This is a genomic window from Butyrivibrio sp. INlla21 (assembly GCF_900116875.1).
Taxonomy (GTDB): Bacteria; Bacillota; Clostridia; order Lachnospirales; family Lachnospiraceae; genus Butyrivibrio.
Window position 1 is genome coordinate 15,394 of the sequence record NZ_FPCC01000015.1, and the last position, 13,876, is coordinate 29,269.

14 protein-coding genes are annotated in these 13,876 nt (G+C 42.1%); all 14 read right to left on the reverse strand.

Annotated features, from left to right (window positions below; translation table 11 throughout):
• Window positions 1-51: 51 nt before the first annotated feature.
• The 14 genes from BM377_RS09755 to recD2 all read right to left on the reverse strand — a co-directional run bounded on the left by BM377_RS09755 (window position 52) and on the right by recD2 (window position 13,825).
• Window positions 52-717 carry an HAD family hydrolase gene (locus BM377_RS09755; RefSeq protein ID WP_092247404.1) on the reverse strand — a complete coding sequence of 222 codons (666 nt, stop codon included), beginning with the start codon at window positions 715-717 and terminating at the stop codon, window positions 52-54.
• A 10-nt stretch (window positions 718-727) separates the two neighbouring features.
• Window positions 728-2,533: a DUF8201 family protein gene (locus tag BM377_RS09760; RefSeq protein WP_092247407.1), complete on the reverse strand. Its 1,806-nt coding sequence runs from the start codon at window positions 2,531-2,533 to the stop codon at window positions 728-730.
• A 27-nt stretch (window positions 2,534-2,560) separates the two neighbouring features.
• Window positions 2,561-3,016 (reverse strand): divergent PAP2 family protein, encoded by a 456-nt coding sequence (locus tag BM377_RS09765; RefSeq protein WP_092247410.1) that lies wholly within the window; start codon window positions 3,014-3,016, stop codon window positions 2,561-2,563.
• Between the two features lie 26 nt (window positions 3,017-3,042).
• A complete protein-coding gene (gene rfbD / locus BM377_RS09770) occupies window positions 3,043-3,918 on the reverse strand; it encodes a dTDP-4-dehydrorhamnose reductase (RefSeq protein WP_092247413.1) in 876 nt (291 codons plus the stop codon).
• Window positions 3,919-4,008: 90 nt separating this feature from the next.
• Complete coding sequence (locus BM377_RS09775) at window positions 4,009-5,178, reverse strand: DUF3048 domain-containing protein (RefSeq protein ID WP_092247416.1); 1,170 nt, start codon at window positions 5,176-5,178, stop codon at window positions 4,009-4,011.
• A gap of 54 nt (window positions 5,179-5,232) precedes the next feature.
• Window positions 5,233-5,496, reverse strand: coding sequence for an HPr family phosphocarrier protein (locus BM377_RS09780; RefSeq protein WP_092247419.1), 264 nt, complete (start codon window positions 5,494-5,496; stop codon window positions 5,233-5,235).
• A gap of 1 nt (window position 5,497) precedes the next feature.
• Window positions 5,498-6,847 (reverse strand): phosphoglucosamine mutase, encoded by a 1,350-nt coding sequence (glmM, locus tag BM377_RS09785; protein ID WP_092247422.1) that lies wholly within the window; start codon window positions 6,845-6,847, stop codon window positions 5,498-5,500.
• A 13-nt stretch (window positions 6,848-6,860) separates the two neighbouring features.
• Window positions 6,861-8,147 (reverse strand): CdaR family protein, encoded by a 1,287-nt coding sequence (locus BM377_RS09790; RefSeq protein ID WP_092247424.1) that lies wholly within the window; start codon window positions 8,145-8,147, stop codon window positions 6,861-6,863.
• Complete coding sequence (gene cdaA / locus BM377_RS09795; protein WP_092247427.1) at window positions 8,144-9,016, reverse strand: diadenylate cyclase CdaA; 873 nt, start codon at window positions 9,014-9,016, stop codon at window positions 8,144-8,146. Before cdaA ends, BM377_RS09790 begins: the two co-directional genes overlap by 4 nt.
• A 27-nt stretch (window positions 9,017-9,043) precedes the next feature.
• Entirely contained in the window at window positions 9,044-9,982 is a 939-nt protein-coding gene (locus BM377_RS09800; protein WP_092247430.1) for a hypothetical protein, read from the reverse strand.
• A gap of 1 nt (window position 9,983) precedes the next feature.
• On the reverse strand, window positions 9,984-10,379 hold the full coding sequence (locus BM377_RS09805; RefSeq protein WP_092247433.1) for a hypothetical protein: 396 nt from the start codon (window positions 10,377-10,379) through the stop codon (window positions 9,984-9,986).
• Between the two features lie 9 nt (window positions 10,380-10,388).
• Complete coding sequence (locus BM377_RS09810; protein WP_177223849.1) at window positions 10,389-10,796, reverse strand: flagellar protein; 408 nt, start codon at window positions 10,794-10,796, stop codon at window positions 10,389-10,391.
• Between the two features lie 19 nt (window positions 10,797-10,815).
• Complete coding sequence (locus BM377_RS09815; protein ID WP_092247439.1) at window positions 10,816-11,583, reverse strand: ComF family protein; 768 nt, start codon at window positions 11,581-11,583, stop codon at window positions 10,816-10,818.
• On the reverse strand, window positions 11,567-13,825 hold the full coding sequence (gene recD2, locus BM377_RS09820) for an SF1B family DNA helicase RecD2 (RefSeq protein WP_092247441.1): 2,259 nt from the start codon (window positions 13,823-13,825) through the stop codon (window positions 11,567-11,569). Before recD2 ends, BM377_RS09815 begins: the two co-directional genes overlap by 17 nt.
• Window positions 13,826-13,876: the final 51 nt, after the last annotated feature.

A 13,876-nucleotide genomic window follows, 5' to 3' on the forward strand; every position in this document is an offset into this window, starting at 1 on the left:
CCGTCCAAGTCAAATAAAATGTTCTTGTATCCCATCTCAGGTCCTTTCTGCTTAGATTGCTTCCGCAAGATATTCTTTAACATCGATCAAACTATCAAGTACTTTTTCCGCTTTTTCTTTCATCTCATCATCTGCGGGAAGAATATCGGGAACCATGATAGGTCTTAGTTTACCGGCATTAGCAGATCTTATTCCGTTGTAGGAATCCTCGATGGCGTATGCTCTCTCCGGCTCAACTCCAAGTTCTTCGCAGGCTTTGAGATAAATATCGGGAGCGGGTTTACTTCTTTTTACCATATCTCCGCAGATAAGCACATCAAAGTATTCAAGTATGCTAGCATCGCGAAGCTGCGCCTCAACCTTTGTTTTTCCGGTCGAAGAAGCAAGCGCGATCTTTTTGCCGCTGTTCTTAAGGAAAGACAGGATCTCTTTTATCCCTTCTTTCATCGGAAGTCGGCCTCCGGAATATTTATCATGAAAAATCTGATTTGCTTCAACGTCATATTCATCATACGGAAAGTCCTCACCGTATGCATCAAGCATTATCTCTTTTGTCTTAGCGACGGTTACTCCTATGCATTTATAGAAATTCTCTTCAACGTTCGAGATGTTGTACTTGTTTGCAAGCTCTTTCCAGCAATCCATTATTGCTCTCTCCGAATCGAAGATAACACCGTCCATATCAAAAACTACTGCGTCAAAATCCCTAGTTGTCATTTGTTTTCTCCTACTCACTTTCTATGCTTTTAAAACCGCTCTCGATAGTGCCGTCGATAAACTCTATCTGCCCCGTCATATCTTTTGCCGATGAAGGGAACGGTGCGTAACCGACCTGATCTCCTGAAACGGGATAATAGAATGTTGTTCCGTCTATTTCAAAGGTATCAACATCGTATGTCCCATAATCCTGTTGATGTACCAGCCACTTTGCATTATATCTTTTTTCCTCATCCATGATCAGGAATGTGCCTTTATATATGTACCACAGCGCAAGCATTGCAATAACACATTTAAAACCTGTAAGAGCAATGCCCCGGTCGATCCTGTTGTAAATTATTATAACCACTCTTCCGCATATGATAGCTGCGGTAAGAAGTGAATATACTATCCCGTATCTTATAAGCGGCGCGCTGTTAAACCAGAACAAAAGACACACTATCATCGTTCCGCCTATAGCCATAAAATCGATCTGATTAAGCATCGTTCTGTGGCTTATGGAAAAGACTTTGCTTTCTTTTGTCGCCTTTTTCTCAAAATGCGTTCCGAGGAATAGGCCCGCCATAAGAAGGTAGATCATAACAGACACTATATCCAACAGTATAATGCCTTTATCAAAGGATGAAAGACTTTTGAACCAAGTCGGAGCCCACGCAGAAAGCGGTGCATTTCCGTATGCAACCACGTCGGTAAAGCCTCGTCCGAATGTCTTTATCTCCAGTGCATCAAACTGCGCCAAGCCTTTTGGAATCTTCCAACTTACATTAAACAGATCGATAAATGTCACAGGATAAACAAGCCACCCCGATATAATAACATTTCTGATAAGAAATGGCGCTGTTATGATAAGCGCCAGCAGCACCGATACTAAAAGCACCTTAGTCTTATGCCTGTTTCTGTTGTGAAGCAGTTTATAAATAGGTATCAGTGACAAAAGAAGAAGCGGCGCCGCAGCAAGTTTGATCGTTATCGCAAAAACACCCAGAAGCGCCAGATGTATGTAAGGAACATAAGACTTCTCATGCGCCACGTTGAGATCCAACCAACTTATTATTATGTAAAAGACAAACATTGCAAGAAAATAGTCCGAAGCCGGTGAAACAATCTCATCTAACACGGAAAAGAGATAGTAGATAGCTGCCATTCTTGCAAAATCCGACAGTACAAAATGTTTTCTCACAACGATATGTTTGATATCAAGGCACTGCCATCCCAAAATAAGCGCCAGAAATCCGGCCATTATATGGTATGACTGCCCTCCGAGAAAGGCCATACTGTACAGCGCGGACAGCGCAAACGCCGAACTGTTATAAGCAAGTCTTACATGAAGATTTCCAAGCCCTTTTACAATCCCGTATTCCTCGATCCATCTTATTGATTGCGCATGATACAAGTCACTGTCATAATGCATGATGCCGTGCGACGTTGCGTATGCCATGATCAGAAACACTGCGGCGTATAAAAAAATATTGCCCTCACTCTTTAATTTTCTGATAAGCTCAGAAAGGTCATCTCGAAGCTCCTCTCTGTAGTAGGTTGCAATGACTACACATATCGCAACAAGCAGAATATTTTCCGCAAGATCTATTCCGGAAAACAAACTAAAGAACTGAGCATAGACAGTCGTAAGGACAACACCGGTAATTATGTAATTTTTATGGGACTTAATTCTGTAACGCTGCTCTTTTTTGGCCTTCCCATTATTGGAAACCGAAAGCTTCTTCTCTCCATGGGAAAGAATCGCATGGATAAAGCAGTATCCCATCAAGTATGTGGTTATCGTCACATATATCCACAACAATATGACCAATAACATAGATAAATGTCCCTCTTCCCCTCTTCGTTACATAGAAGAAACAATCACCCCGACAATAACACCTATGATTGCTCCGAATAAAACCTGCATAGGCGTGTGACCTACAAATTCCTTAAGCTTTTCCTCAACAGGAATATCGCTGTCAAGCTGAAGGAACCAATCCATCATGTTATTGATGACCTTGGCCTGAATTCCTGTCTCACGTCTTACTCCGGTAGCATCATGCATTACGATAAGAGCCAGTACTCCGGCAATCGCAAACTCAAAAGAAGATGCGCCGTAAAGAGCATATGATGTAGTAACAACAGCCATTACAGTCGCCGAATGTGAGCTTGGCATTCCGCCGTCGCCCATAAGCCTCTCGGGGTTAAATTCCTTATTTACTATAATATATAATATAGTCTTTAGAACCTGAGCAACAAACCATCCGCAAAAAGCAGAAACAAGAATTTTGTTGCCGATAAGTTGATTAAAAACAGACATCTAAAACCTCTATTCCGATCCGATGATCAAAGGATTCCCTTTAAGTATTCCTCGATAGCATCATGCCAATCTGCAAACATATAATCCGATGTGAGCTTGAGCATATAGTTTTCAAGAATACTGTATGCCGGTCTCGGTGCTGCCTGAGGATTTTTCTCAAGATATTCCTTGGTAGTTACATGATTTACTCTGGTCTTCTTACCTGCAATCTTAAATATCTCTTCCGTAAAATCAGCCCAATTGGTTGATCCTTCGCATGTTCCGTGGAATGTTCCGTAATTATCCGTAGGAAAAAGATAGCAGATAGCCTTGGCAAGTTCTGTTGCGCTTGTAGGTGTTCCAAGCTGATCCTTTACAACGCTTACCTCTTCATACTTTTCTGAAAGATTAAGCATAGTCTTTACAAAATTTTTGCCGTCACCGTATAGCCAAGCAGTTCTGACAATAAAATAATTCTTCGCAAACTCTTTTACAAATTCTTCTCCGGCAAGCTTGGTCTTTCCGTATACACTTACGGGACCTGTCTTATCAAACTCGATATAAGGCTTGTCACCGTTTCCCGCAAAAACATAGTCTGTGGAAACATGAACAAGCTTAGCTCCCACTTCTGTAGCCGCTATAGAAAGGTTTCTTGGTCCGATGGCATTGATCTTGTATGAAAGATCCACATCGCTCTCCTGCTTATCAACCGCCGTGTATGCAGCACAGTTAATAATAGCGGCGGGCTTAACCTTTCTTGCAAGTTCAAGACAAGCATCAACATTTGTGATGTCTAAAGGCGTAATTCCATCACCCTCAAAGACATCGGTATTAACAAGCTCATACTCGTTACTTTTTCCCAATTCAATATTGATTGCTCTTCCGAGCTGTCCGTTACAACCTGTAATAATAATCTTTTTCATTTTTTCACCTTTAAAATTCAAAAGTGGACGGCATCACTGCCGTCCGCTATTATGTTGCATAACCATGAAAGCGGTCTTACCGGCTTTCGATCAATCGGCATAAGTTTCGCCGTTAACAGTAAACTTTGAGAATGATCCGCCCTTTTCCTGAACAACAAAGATCATTGTCTTTCCGGTATTGAGTGTGATCTCATCTCCGTTGTCATCATAATATGTTGTAGGGCTGTAATCATCAGTCTTTTTCCAAGTAATATGAATCATCTTGCCCTTGGTAATAAAATAACCGTCCTGAGTGGTATCATGCATCTGATATGCAAGATATCCGTTATCATCACGAACTTCATGATATGTTCTCTGGATAATTATATTTGAAAATGCAAGCTGCTCGCCTGTAATAGCGTCCTTCTGTGCAGATCCGTACAAACTCTTGAGATATACTCCCTTATCCTCATCATACTTAAGAGCAGACTTGGTAACAGGGAAACATCCCTTCATATCTATTTCAGTAGCCTCTACCGCATCGGAATAATCCTCAAGCGTGTTGGGCTTAACGGCACTCGTAAATTTGAAATGTGATTCGCCTTCAAACTTATCCCTGTGCTCACGAGAAAACTTAGCCTTATCAATAGCCTTCGAAATATGCTCACCGTCGGTGAAAGCAGTATGCTCGGAAGCACTTCCCTTAGGTATTCTGAAAAATGCACCGTAATCGGGTCCCATCACTCCGCCTACACCGTTAACATTATCAACATCATCACGTGTAAGTACGGATTTAACGTAAAGCTCGGGTCCTCCGAAATGAACAATGACAGGATCATACTCAAGCGCCGCATATATAAAGTAATCACGGATACTACGAATATTACCTATCTGTTCAAGGTCTTCCCAGTCTTCCAATATTCCCATCTGACGGCTCATGCTGCCTTCTTCCATGATCTCATAAAATACAGCAACATTGCTGAGTCCGTACTGAGGCTGAGCCTCTTTGTTGATAGGATACATAACTGCCAAAGGTCTATTCTCGTTTATCGCTTCATCAACCCATTCGTTGGTAAAATAACTTCTTACCATTCCTTCCTTGGGTGGAGCATCCTCGTCTGTCTCTTCCTCTGTCTCTTCTACAGATGCAGCCTCAACCGGCTGAACATCTTCCAATTTCTCAACACTGATACCTATAACAGCATCGTCATTTTTCGCACCACAACCAATAAGCATAGATGCTATAAGTCCCACAAGCAAAAATGCCTCAACTTTTTTCATACTAAAATCCTCTCCCGGTAAAAATTATCTGCCTAAGTTTATCACATAATACGATTATTCGCCAAGGCCGGTCTCGATTGCCTGAATCATAGCATTCATAGCTTCTTCTTCATCCGGTCCCTCGCATTTAAACTCAAGTTCATCCCCACACTTGATACATGCGCCGAGCACACTTAACACGCTCTTTGCATTAGCAGTATTTTCCCCGTAGCTGAAAGTAATATGAGATTTAAAATTCATAGCCACCTTGCATAAATTACCGGCCGGACGCAAATGTAATCCGGTAGGATTTGTAATGACTACCTTTTGACTAACCATATTACAGCATAACCTCCTCGATAAGCTTAGCAAGCTTATTAGCCTCTTTGTCGATCTCTGCCTGGTCTTTACCCTCGATCATTACTCTTACGAGAGGTTCTGTTCCGGAAGGTCTGATAAGTACTCTTCCGTCTCCGGCAAAATGTTTCTCCAATTCTTCGATAGCACCGGCAATTTCAGGATACTCCATGTATGCTTCCTTCTTGTGATTGGGAACATGAGCATTAACCAGCGCCTGAGGCATAACTTCCATAACTTTGGCAAGTTCTGAAAGAGGCTTCTTTGTGGCAACCATAACCTCCAAAAGATGAAGCGCAGATAACAAACCGTCTCCGGTAGTATTGTCATCCAAGAAGATAATGTGTCCGGACTGTTCGCCTCCAAGGTTGGCACCGATTTCTTCCATGTGCTCGAGAACGTATCTGTCTCCTACCTTGGTCTTATCGACACGAATTCCTTCTCTTTCCGCCATCTTAAAGAATCCCAGGTTACTCATTATTGTTGCTACTATAGTATCTCCGGAAAGTTTGCCCTTCTCCTTCATAAACTTTCCGATAATAGCCATGATCTCATCGCCGTCTACAAGCTTACCGTTCTCATCTACGGCAAGGAATCTGTCGGCATCTCCGTCAAAAGCAAGTCCTATATCTGCTTTCTCGGTAACAACCCTTCCCATCAACTCTTCCATATGTGTTGAACCGCAATTTGCATTGATATTGGTTCCGTCAGGATTGTTGTGTATTACAATAACCTCAGCACCAAGCTGTTTGATCGCTTCAACAGAAGTGTAATATGATGCACCCTCAGCGCAGTCCATTACGACCTTCATTCCTTCAAGATTGATATCTACAGCTCTTAAGTTGTGGTTGATATATTCTTCTTTTGCATCACTTCTGTTCTTGATCTTACCGATTCCGGCACCGGTAGGCATCTTTACGCCTTCCATATTGTTCTTGATAAGTGCCTCGATCTCATCCTCAAGCTCATCGGGAAGCTTATATCCGTTTCCGTCAAAGAACTTGATACCGTTAAACTCCATAGGATTATGGGATGCTGAAATAACTACTCCCGCATCAACTCTGTATTTTCTGGTAAGATATGCAACTGCAGGAGTGGGAATAATACCCACATTGACTACATCCGCACCTACCGAACATGCTCCTGCCATAAGTGCGCTGGCGAGCATATCGCCCGAAAGTCTTGTATCACATCCGACCATAATTGTTGGTCTGTGATTAACCTCTTTAGATAAAACATATGCGCCGGCCTGTCCAAGCTGCATAGCAAGAAGCGGTGTAAGCTCATCATTGGCTACTCCTCTTACACCATCTGTTCCAAATAATCTACCCATGATAAAAACCTCTTTAATCTTCTTTTTTAACTGTTATATATACACTGACGGGAGTCTTCTCTTTAATTCCGTTCGGAAGAACCCACTCTACCTCGGCACTGTATGTACCCTCGGCAAGTTCAGTAAGGTTGTTATTCTTCATGACCTTGTTAATATCCACTGTACCCCTGAGCGCATCGGTATTCAGAACGTTAAGCTTGCTCTCAAGTCCCTCAAGAGTAAGCGAAACCGTATCATATTCATTGTCATCGACCTTCACCTCAAAGCCTTCAGGTGCTTCGCCAACCGTAATATTCTTAATGCTGACGTCAACAGTCGATTCTGTGATGGCTCCTATATTTACTGCTATCATAGCCTTGCCATTGAATTTCGGATCTCCGAACGAGATGCCCGACGGAATATACTTAGTCAGGTCAACGCTATATAGCAGGTTATCTTTCAGTCCCGTTACATCAAGATCATCTGATTCAACCACGATCGAATCTACCTTTTTAAGGACATTGCTCTTACCGGCAATAAGTATTTCTCCCGGATCGGCCGCAACGTCACTGACTGCATATCCGTTTGCGGGTTGTCCCGAATATTTAACCTTAAGCGGCACTTTCTTGGTTTCCAAAATCGGAACCTTAAATCCGACTTTTCTGATATTCATTTCCAGATTGGATTCATCCGGGTCTATGACTTCGTTGTCATTGTCGTACAACACTATATCGCTTTCCGCGCTTACATCGTCCGCGTGTGCAAATCCGGTCACGTCAATATCTACCGCAGCCTTGGCAACGTTGTTCACAACCGATGCCGGACCGCTTATCTTGATCATATTCTGATTAAGCGCAACATCGCCCGTTATATAGCCGTCCTCAAGCTCTCCTGATGTTGTCGCCACCAATCTGAATGTTCTGGTTGCCTTTTTCTCAACATTAAGTTTAACAACATCAGAACTAAGCACTATGTTGTCTATCTTTTCACTGTACTTATTGGTAGTAACATTGATGCTTACTGTATTTGAAGGCGAAAGCTGCTGCATATCCGCAGTAGCAACTATATTATTTTTCTCAAGCTGCTCAACGATCGAACGCGCCGCATAAACAGTAACGGAACTAATGGTATTTGAACCGTCAAGAATAATTCCGACCTGTCCTCTTTCTTCAAGATAGTCGGGATTCTCTAATGTGACCGTTACATTACGAAAAGTCTTTGATTGCAGGGGATCGTTTATGTTGGTTACCAAAAACCACACAATAAATGCGAACAAAAGCGATACCAATTTAAGTACCCAGTTAGCCGTTAATTTCTTCATTTTTTCACCTTGGCCTTTCTGGCGAAGTACTTAATCGGTGCTTCCTCCTCATGTTTGTCCTGCAAGATACGAAGTCTCTCACGAAGTCTGTCACTGTCAAGAGCTCTTTCAAGCTCTCCTCCGTATGCCACACTTATCTTACCTGTTTCCTCGGATACAATGATCGTAAGAGAATCGGTAACTTCCGAAACACCTACACCTGCACGATGTCTTGTTCCCAGTTCTTTTCCGATTCCCATATTATCAGAAAGCGGAAGATAGCATGTTGCAGATGTGATCCTGTCTCCTCTGATAAGAACCGCTCCGTCATGAAGCGGAGTATTATGCTCAAAGATATTGATGAGAAGCTGGCTTGAAACCAAAGCATCAACATCAATTCCTGTCCTCTCAAACTCTGTAAGCGGGTGATTCTGCTCTATAACTATAAGTGCACCCGTTCTGACTTTGGCCATCTCCACACTTGCTTTAACAATCTCATTTAAAGTATTGTCAGAAAACCTTCCCGACATTCTTGAATTACCGAGCGACAAAAAATTCGAGAAGAAATTCTTTCGTCCAAGCTCTTCAAGTGCCTTTCGAAGTTCCGGCTGCAATATAACAACCATCGCAATGATCGCAATACTGAACACTCTCTCAACTATCCACAAGATAGTCGACATTTCCATAAGTGTTGCAATAAGAATAAAAACAACGATGACAACTATTCCCTTAAGAAGCGACCATAATCTGGTGTTTTTTGCCCACACCAAAATATGATATACCAGAAATGCAATAATAATTATTTCCAGAATATCAGGGATTCTTATCATGGGCATATGAAGATTTGTTCTGTTTAGATCAAAAAGAGAACCCAAATCCAACTGTTTCATAGTGCTTCCTTAGAACATAGAATAATATCAGCGCTGTCCTGTGGCGCGATTTATCTTTTTAACCCTTCTGTTGGGTGCTGTAAGCGTTACCTTGGGTACCGCTTTTACATAGTAATAATAGTCGTCATCTTCAAACTGAACCTTCTCGGTTCTCGAATAATCAAGATTGAAGGAAAAGAACTCTATCACCAGCGTAAGAACTGCAGAAATGATGGTTCCGATTATAACTCCGGCGATGGAGATGTCTGCTTTGGTCGCAACCGCTCCGATTATCGCAACGATAACAAGAGCAATCGCACCGGATGCAATTGCGATTTTCCAACAATTATCAACCGAAGATCTGCGAATGATATATACAACCGCGATAGTAATTGCAAACGCAGCAATCATTACGATCATAGCCTTGTTTCCAAGCATTCCCGTGATCATTGATTTAAACTCAAGCGCTGCAGCTTCTACGTTTTCACTTCCCGCTCCGGTTGTCTTGGCCGAGAAGTACGATATCATGTACGAGATCACAAGTCCGAATGATACCGAAATTATAGATGCCGGTGTTCCGAGAAGTCCTGCTGCGATAGGTACCACATATGGAATATGCAGGAAGAAAAGCAGCGGAGTAAGAAGCACTGCCAAAGTATCTTTCGGTGAAAATCTAAAATACAAAAGAAACATAAGTGCAAACACTATAAGTGCAATAACTGCACACTCCGGTGCCAACGCAAACAGGTGTCCGATTATGAACACTGCCGCTATAAACACTATGAAATTGGCGGGAAGAATAGCACATAGCAATGATGCCATGAGAACAATAGCGATATTGTTGAGGCTACTCATATAGCCAAGCTTATTGTTGATAACCGCTATTGAGATAAGTGCCAAAAGGAACTTCCACAAATAAGTGATATAAACTTCGTTTTTGATATAAAATTTTCTAATAGCTTGTTTGATTTCTAGTAATGCTGTCATGTTACCTTTCCTTTTCGTACATTCTGGCGAGCCTCTTTAAGTCACCGTAATACCCCTTCATACTCTTACGCATCTTGGAATAGCGATAAGAATAAATAACGTATGATATAAGAGAATACACGCCAACAAGCAGGAGGTAGTAAATTAACAGCCTCCTGCCGGTATTTAATAAATTATTGGTATTGTAAACATCTGCCAAGACTTTCTCAAAGTCATACAAAACATAGGCCCCGACGATAATAACAAAGACGATGGTCGCGCTTATAACAGATTTGATCACATTCAATCCGATATAATCGCTCTTAAAATATGAATTTATCGCATCGTTCTTTTTACCCTCTCGGTCTATGAACGCAGCCATCCTAGTCATCAAGATGACTTTTTCTTCATTTAACATTCTTGCTCCTTAAGTATCCAGGAAGCGCATTCCGGCCTTGTTATCCTTTTTGACGGGCTGTTCAAGTGTAGGCTTGGGTCTGGCAAAGGTATTGTTGAGATTATTTGCCATTGTTGCCTTACATTTGGCACAAAATCTTCCTGTTAATATTGACGCGCCGCAGCTCTCGCACTGGAGCTGAATCGGTGAGCCTTCAGCAAACATCAGTCTCTCCTCACGGATCCACTGCTGGATTTGCTTAGATGATACCTCATTATCTTCTGCGATCTGTTTGAGACTTGCATGCGGATTATCCGCAATGTACTGCTTAATCTTCTGGAAATCCTCTTCGATAGCCTTCTTACAAGGTTCGCAGATTGGCTGACCTCCAATGTAATTAAACATCTTACCGCATCTTGAACAATTCCGTAAGTTCATAAAATGACCTCCATATATGTTAAGTAGTTTGCCCTATGGCAAGCGTAAGGACATAGATTCTGTCCACACCCGTCATACGAAACTCATGGGCGATCTCATCAACGGTACTTCCTGTTGTGTAGATGTCATCGATAATAAGTATACACCTAAATTTTACATCATTTCGCACTATATTAAAAGCTTTTTTCAAATTATTGCGCCTTGTTCGGGCGTCCAAACCCTTCATCGGTACTGTGCTTTTGACCCTTTTTATCACATCCGTGTAAGTGGGGATTCCGATTATCTCGGAAAGCTTCCTCGCATATATCTCCGCCTGGTTATATCCCCTCTCATTTCGCTTTTGTTCATACATCGGAACAGGTATAAGAGCTTGTATTCCCAGGTTATTCAACCTTTTCCCAAGTCTTCTTACCGTTTCGGCCGCATAATAATCCGCATATTCGGCTCTTCCCGCATATTTAAACCTATAGATTGATCCTGATATGCTTCTGTACTTAAAAAGCGAGAAGCCTCGATCAAAATAATGCACATGTTTCCTGCAATCCAAGCAATATTCTTCATCCTCTTCAGTTTTCATCAGAGGTTTACCGCATTTCATGCATGTAACTCCCTTTACGGGCTTTGGTTTTTTCCTGCATCCATCGTGAATCAAGCCTCCACGCAATATTTTGCCATCCGAATATACAAAAGGTGGCACTATCTCGTCACATACAGGGCATCTTCTCGGAAAAAGAAGGTCAAACACGATACTCTGCGTTTCTTTTAACTCTTTATTCTCTATCAACATCAAATACTTCTTTTATCCTATCCGCAAGTCCCGTATATCTCTTAAGCTGCTGCTCGTTATCTACCATGTTCATGAGGGTAGCGCTGCTTCCGAGTATACATACCGTGCTCTTTGCTCTTGTAACCGCAGTATATAAAAGATTGCGATTTAAGAGCATCCTTGGTCCGCCAAGAATCGGCATAATAACTGCCGGATATTCACTTCCTTGAGATTTATGAATTGTTATGGCATATGAAAGCTCGATCTCATCAAGCTCGGAAAATGGATATCTGACTCTCCTGTTCTCATCAAATTCCACAACAACATCCTGGGAATATTCATTTATCTCTTTTACTATTCCCATATCGCCGTTAAAAACACCCATTCCCGAATCTATCGGAATATTATATTTTCCGATAACTTCCCATTGGGCTTGGTAATTGTTCCTTATCTGCATGACCTTATCACCCTCTCTTATGAGCTGGTCACCGTAAGCATGCTCTTTTTTGGACGACTCCGGCGGATTTAGGTACTTCTGAAGCACCTGATTGAGCTGTATTGCTCCCAACGGACCTTTTTTCATGGGTGTAAGAACCTGTATGTCGAGCGGTCCGGCGTCGACGTAGCTCGGCAATTTATCTCTGATAAGCTGTATCATGTGCTTGTATATTACATCTGCGTCACTTCTTTCAAGGAAAAAGAAATCTCGGCTCTTGTTATCCAAAACCGGTTTTTCTCCGTTGTGTATCCTGTGAGCATTCATGACAATATCGCTCTCTTCAGCCTGTCTGAAGATCTTTTTAAGATATATGGTCGGAAATTCTCCGCTGCTAATAAGATCTCCAAGAATCTGACCGGGTCCGACGCTGGGAAGCTGCGAGCTGTCACCTACAAGTATTAGATGTACGCCGGGTACCAGTGCTTTCAAAAGTGCGCAAAAGAGATGAGTGTCAACCATGGACATCTCATCAATTATGATCGCGTCTGCTTCAAGCGGGTTGTCCGAATTCTTTTCAAATCTTGATCCGCTATGCCTGTCATCGTCTTCTACCTGTCCTGACACTTCCAAAAGTCTATGGATCGTTCTGGCTTCATAGCCTGTCGCCTCGGTCATTCGTTTTGCCGCTCTACCCGTAGGCGCAGCAAGCATGATATCAAGTCCCTCGCTTGCATAGTAATTTATTATGGTATTTATCGTTGTTGTCTTTCCGGTTCCGGGGCCGCCCGTTATTATCACAACTCCGTTGGATATACTTTTTAATACGGCCTCTCTTTGCAGCTCATCAAGCTCGAGACCTTTTCTTTTTTCAATATCCAGAATGCGCTTTTTATATACTTCTTCCTCAGATGCGGTTACTTTCTCCGATATGTTAAGGTCATGAAGCATCACGGCGCATGCCTGCTCCTCATAGAAATAGCCTGAAGCATAGATATTCCGGTCATTTTTGCACACAAGCTTCTTATCCATTATTAGGTTATCTATCTGCATAGAGATAGAATCGGTATCAATATAGTCTTCCGGACCGTTTCTCAAAAGCTGATCGGTCTTTGAAACAAGCTCTTCTCGCGGAAGATACGTGTTTCCATCCATTGAAGACTGCAAAAGAGTATAAAGAATACCGCTTCTTATGCGATATTCCGAATCCACTCGAATTCCCACTTTGCCTGCTATCTCATCAGCGATCTTAAAGCCGATTCCACTTATGTCATCTGCAAGTCTATATGGATTCTCCTTTAATATTTCGTATATTCCGGTACCATATCTGTTGTATATCTTTACAGACATGGCATTACTGATCCCATATTGCTGAAGGAATATCATAGCGTCACGCATTTCTCTCTTCTCAGCCATCTGCATCGCTATGTCTATTGCCTTTTTCTCGCTTATTCCCTTTACTTCAGCAAGTCTTTCGGGCTCATCTTCTATGATCCTAAATGTATCGTTTCCGAACTTCTTGACTATCCTAGCCGCAAGAGCCTCTCCGATTCCCCTGATCGCACCCGATCCCAGATATCTTTGCATCGATACGGCGTCATCCGGAATAGAAATTTTGTAATGCTCTGATTTCAGCTGATGTCCATAGACGGGATGATCGACAAAAGTACCGGTTATCTCAAGGGTATCTCCTATATCGACATCCTTAAAATTACCGGTGCAGGTGAGTTCATCATCCTCTGTGACAAGATTGAGTACCGCGTAGCCGTTTTCCTCGTTCTTATATATAAAATGTTCTACATAACCTTTTATTGTTTCGTTTTCCATAGTGAATATAGTATAGCACAATAAAAAGCGCTCAATTCTTAAGTTTTCTTA

Excerpts from the sequence above, each read along its gene's own strand:
- BM377_RS09755 (WP_092247404.1), bottom strand. The coding sequence starts at position 717 with ATGACAACTAGGGATTTTGACGCAGTAGTTTTTGATATGGACGGTGTT.
- BM377_RS09810 (WP_177223849.1), bottom strand. The coding sequence starts at position 10,796 with ATGAACTTACGGAATTGTTCAAGATGCGGTAAGATGTTTAATTACATT.
- rfbD (WP_092247413.1), bottom strand. The coding sequence starts at position 3,918 with ATGAAAAAGATTATTATTACAGGTTGTAACGGACAGCTCGGAAGAGCA.
- BM377_RS09760 (WP_092247407.1), bottom strand. The coding sequence starts at position 2,533 with ATGTTATTGGTCATATTGTTGTGGATATATGTGACGATAACCACATAC.
- BM377_RS09815 (WP_092247439.1), bottom strand. The coding sequence starts at position 11,583 with ATGTTGATAGAGAATAAAGAGTTAAAAGAAACGCAGAGTATCGTGTTT.
- BM377_RS09800 (WP_092247430.1), bottom strand. The coding sequence starts at position 9,982 with ATGACAGCATTACTAGAAATCAAACAAGCTATTAGAAAATTTTATATC.
- glmM (WP_092247422.1), bottom strand. The coding sequence starts at position 6,847 with ATGGGTAGATTATTTGGAACAGATGGTGTAAGAGGAGTAGCCAATGAT.
- cdaA (WP_092247427.1), bottom strand. The coding sequence starts at position 9,016 with ATGAAACAGTTGGATTTGGGTTCTCTTTTTGATCTAAACAGAACAAAT.
- BM377_RS09780 (WP_092247419.1), bottom strand. The coding sequence starts at position 5,496 with ATGGTTAGTCAAAAGGTAGTCATTACAAATCCTACCGGATTACATTTG.
- recD2 (WP_092247441.1), bottom strand. The coding sequence starts at position 13,825 with ATGGAAAACGAAACAATAAAAGGTTATGTAGAACATTTTATATATAAG.
- BM377_RS09775 (WP_092247416.1), bottom strand. The coding sequence starts at position 5,178 with ATGAAAAAAGTTGAGGCATTTTTGCTTGTGGGACTTATAGCATCTATG.
- BM377_RS09765 (WP_092247410.1), bottom strand. The coding sequence starts at position 3,016 with ATGTCTGTTTTTAATCAACTTATCGGCAACAAAATTCTTGTTTCTGCT.
- BM377_RS09790 (WP_092247424.1), bottom strand. The coding sequence starts at position 8,147 with ATGAAGAAATTAACGGCTAACTGGGTACTTAAATTGGTATCGCTTTTG.
- BM377_RS09805 (WP_092247433.1), bottom strand. The coding sequence starts at position 10,379 with ATGTTAAATGAAGAAAAAGTCATCTTGATGACTAGGATGGCTGCGTTC.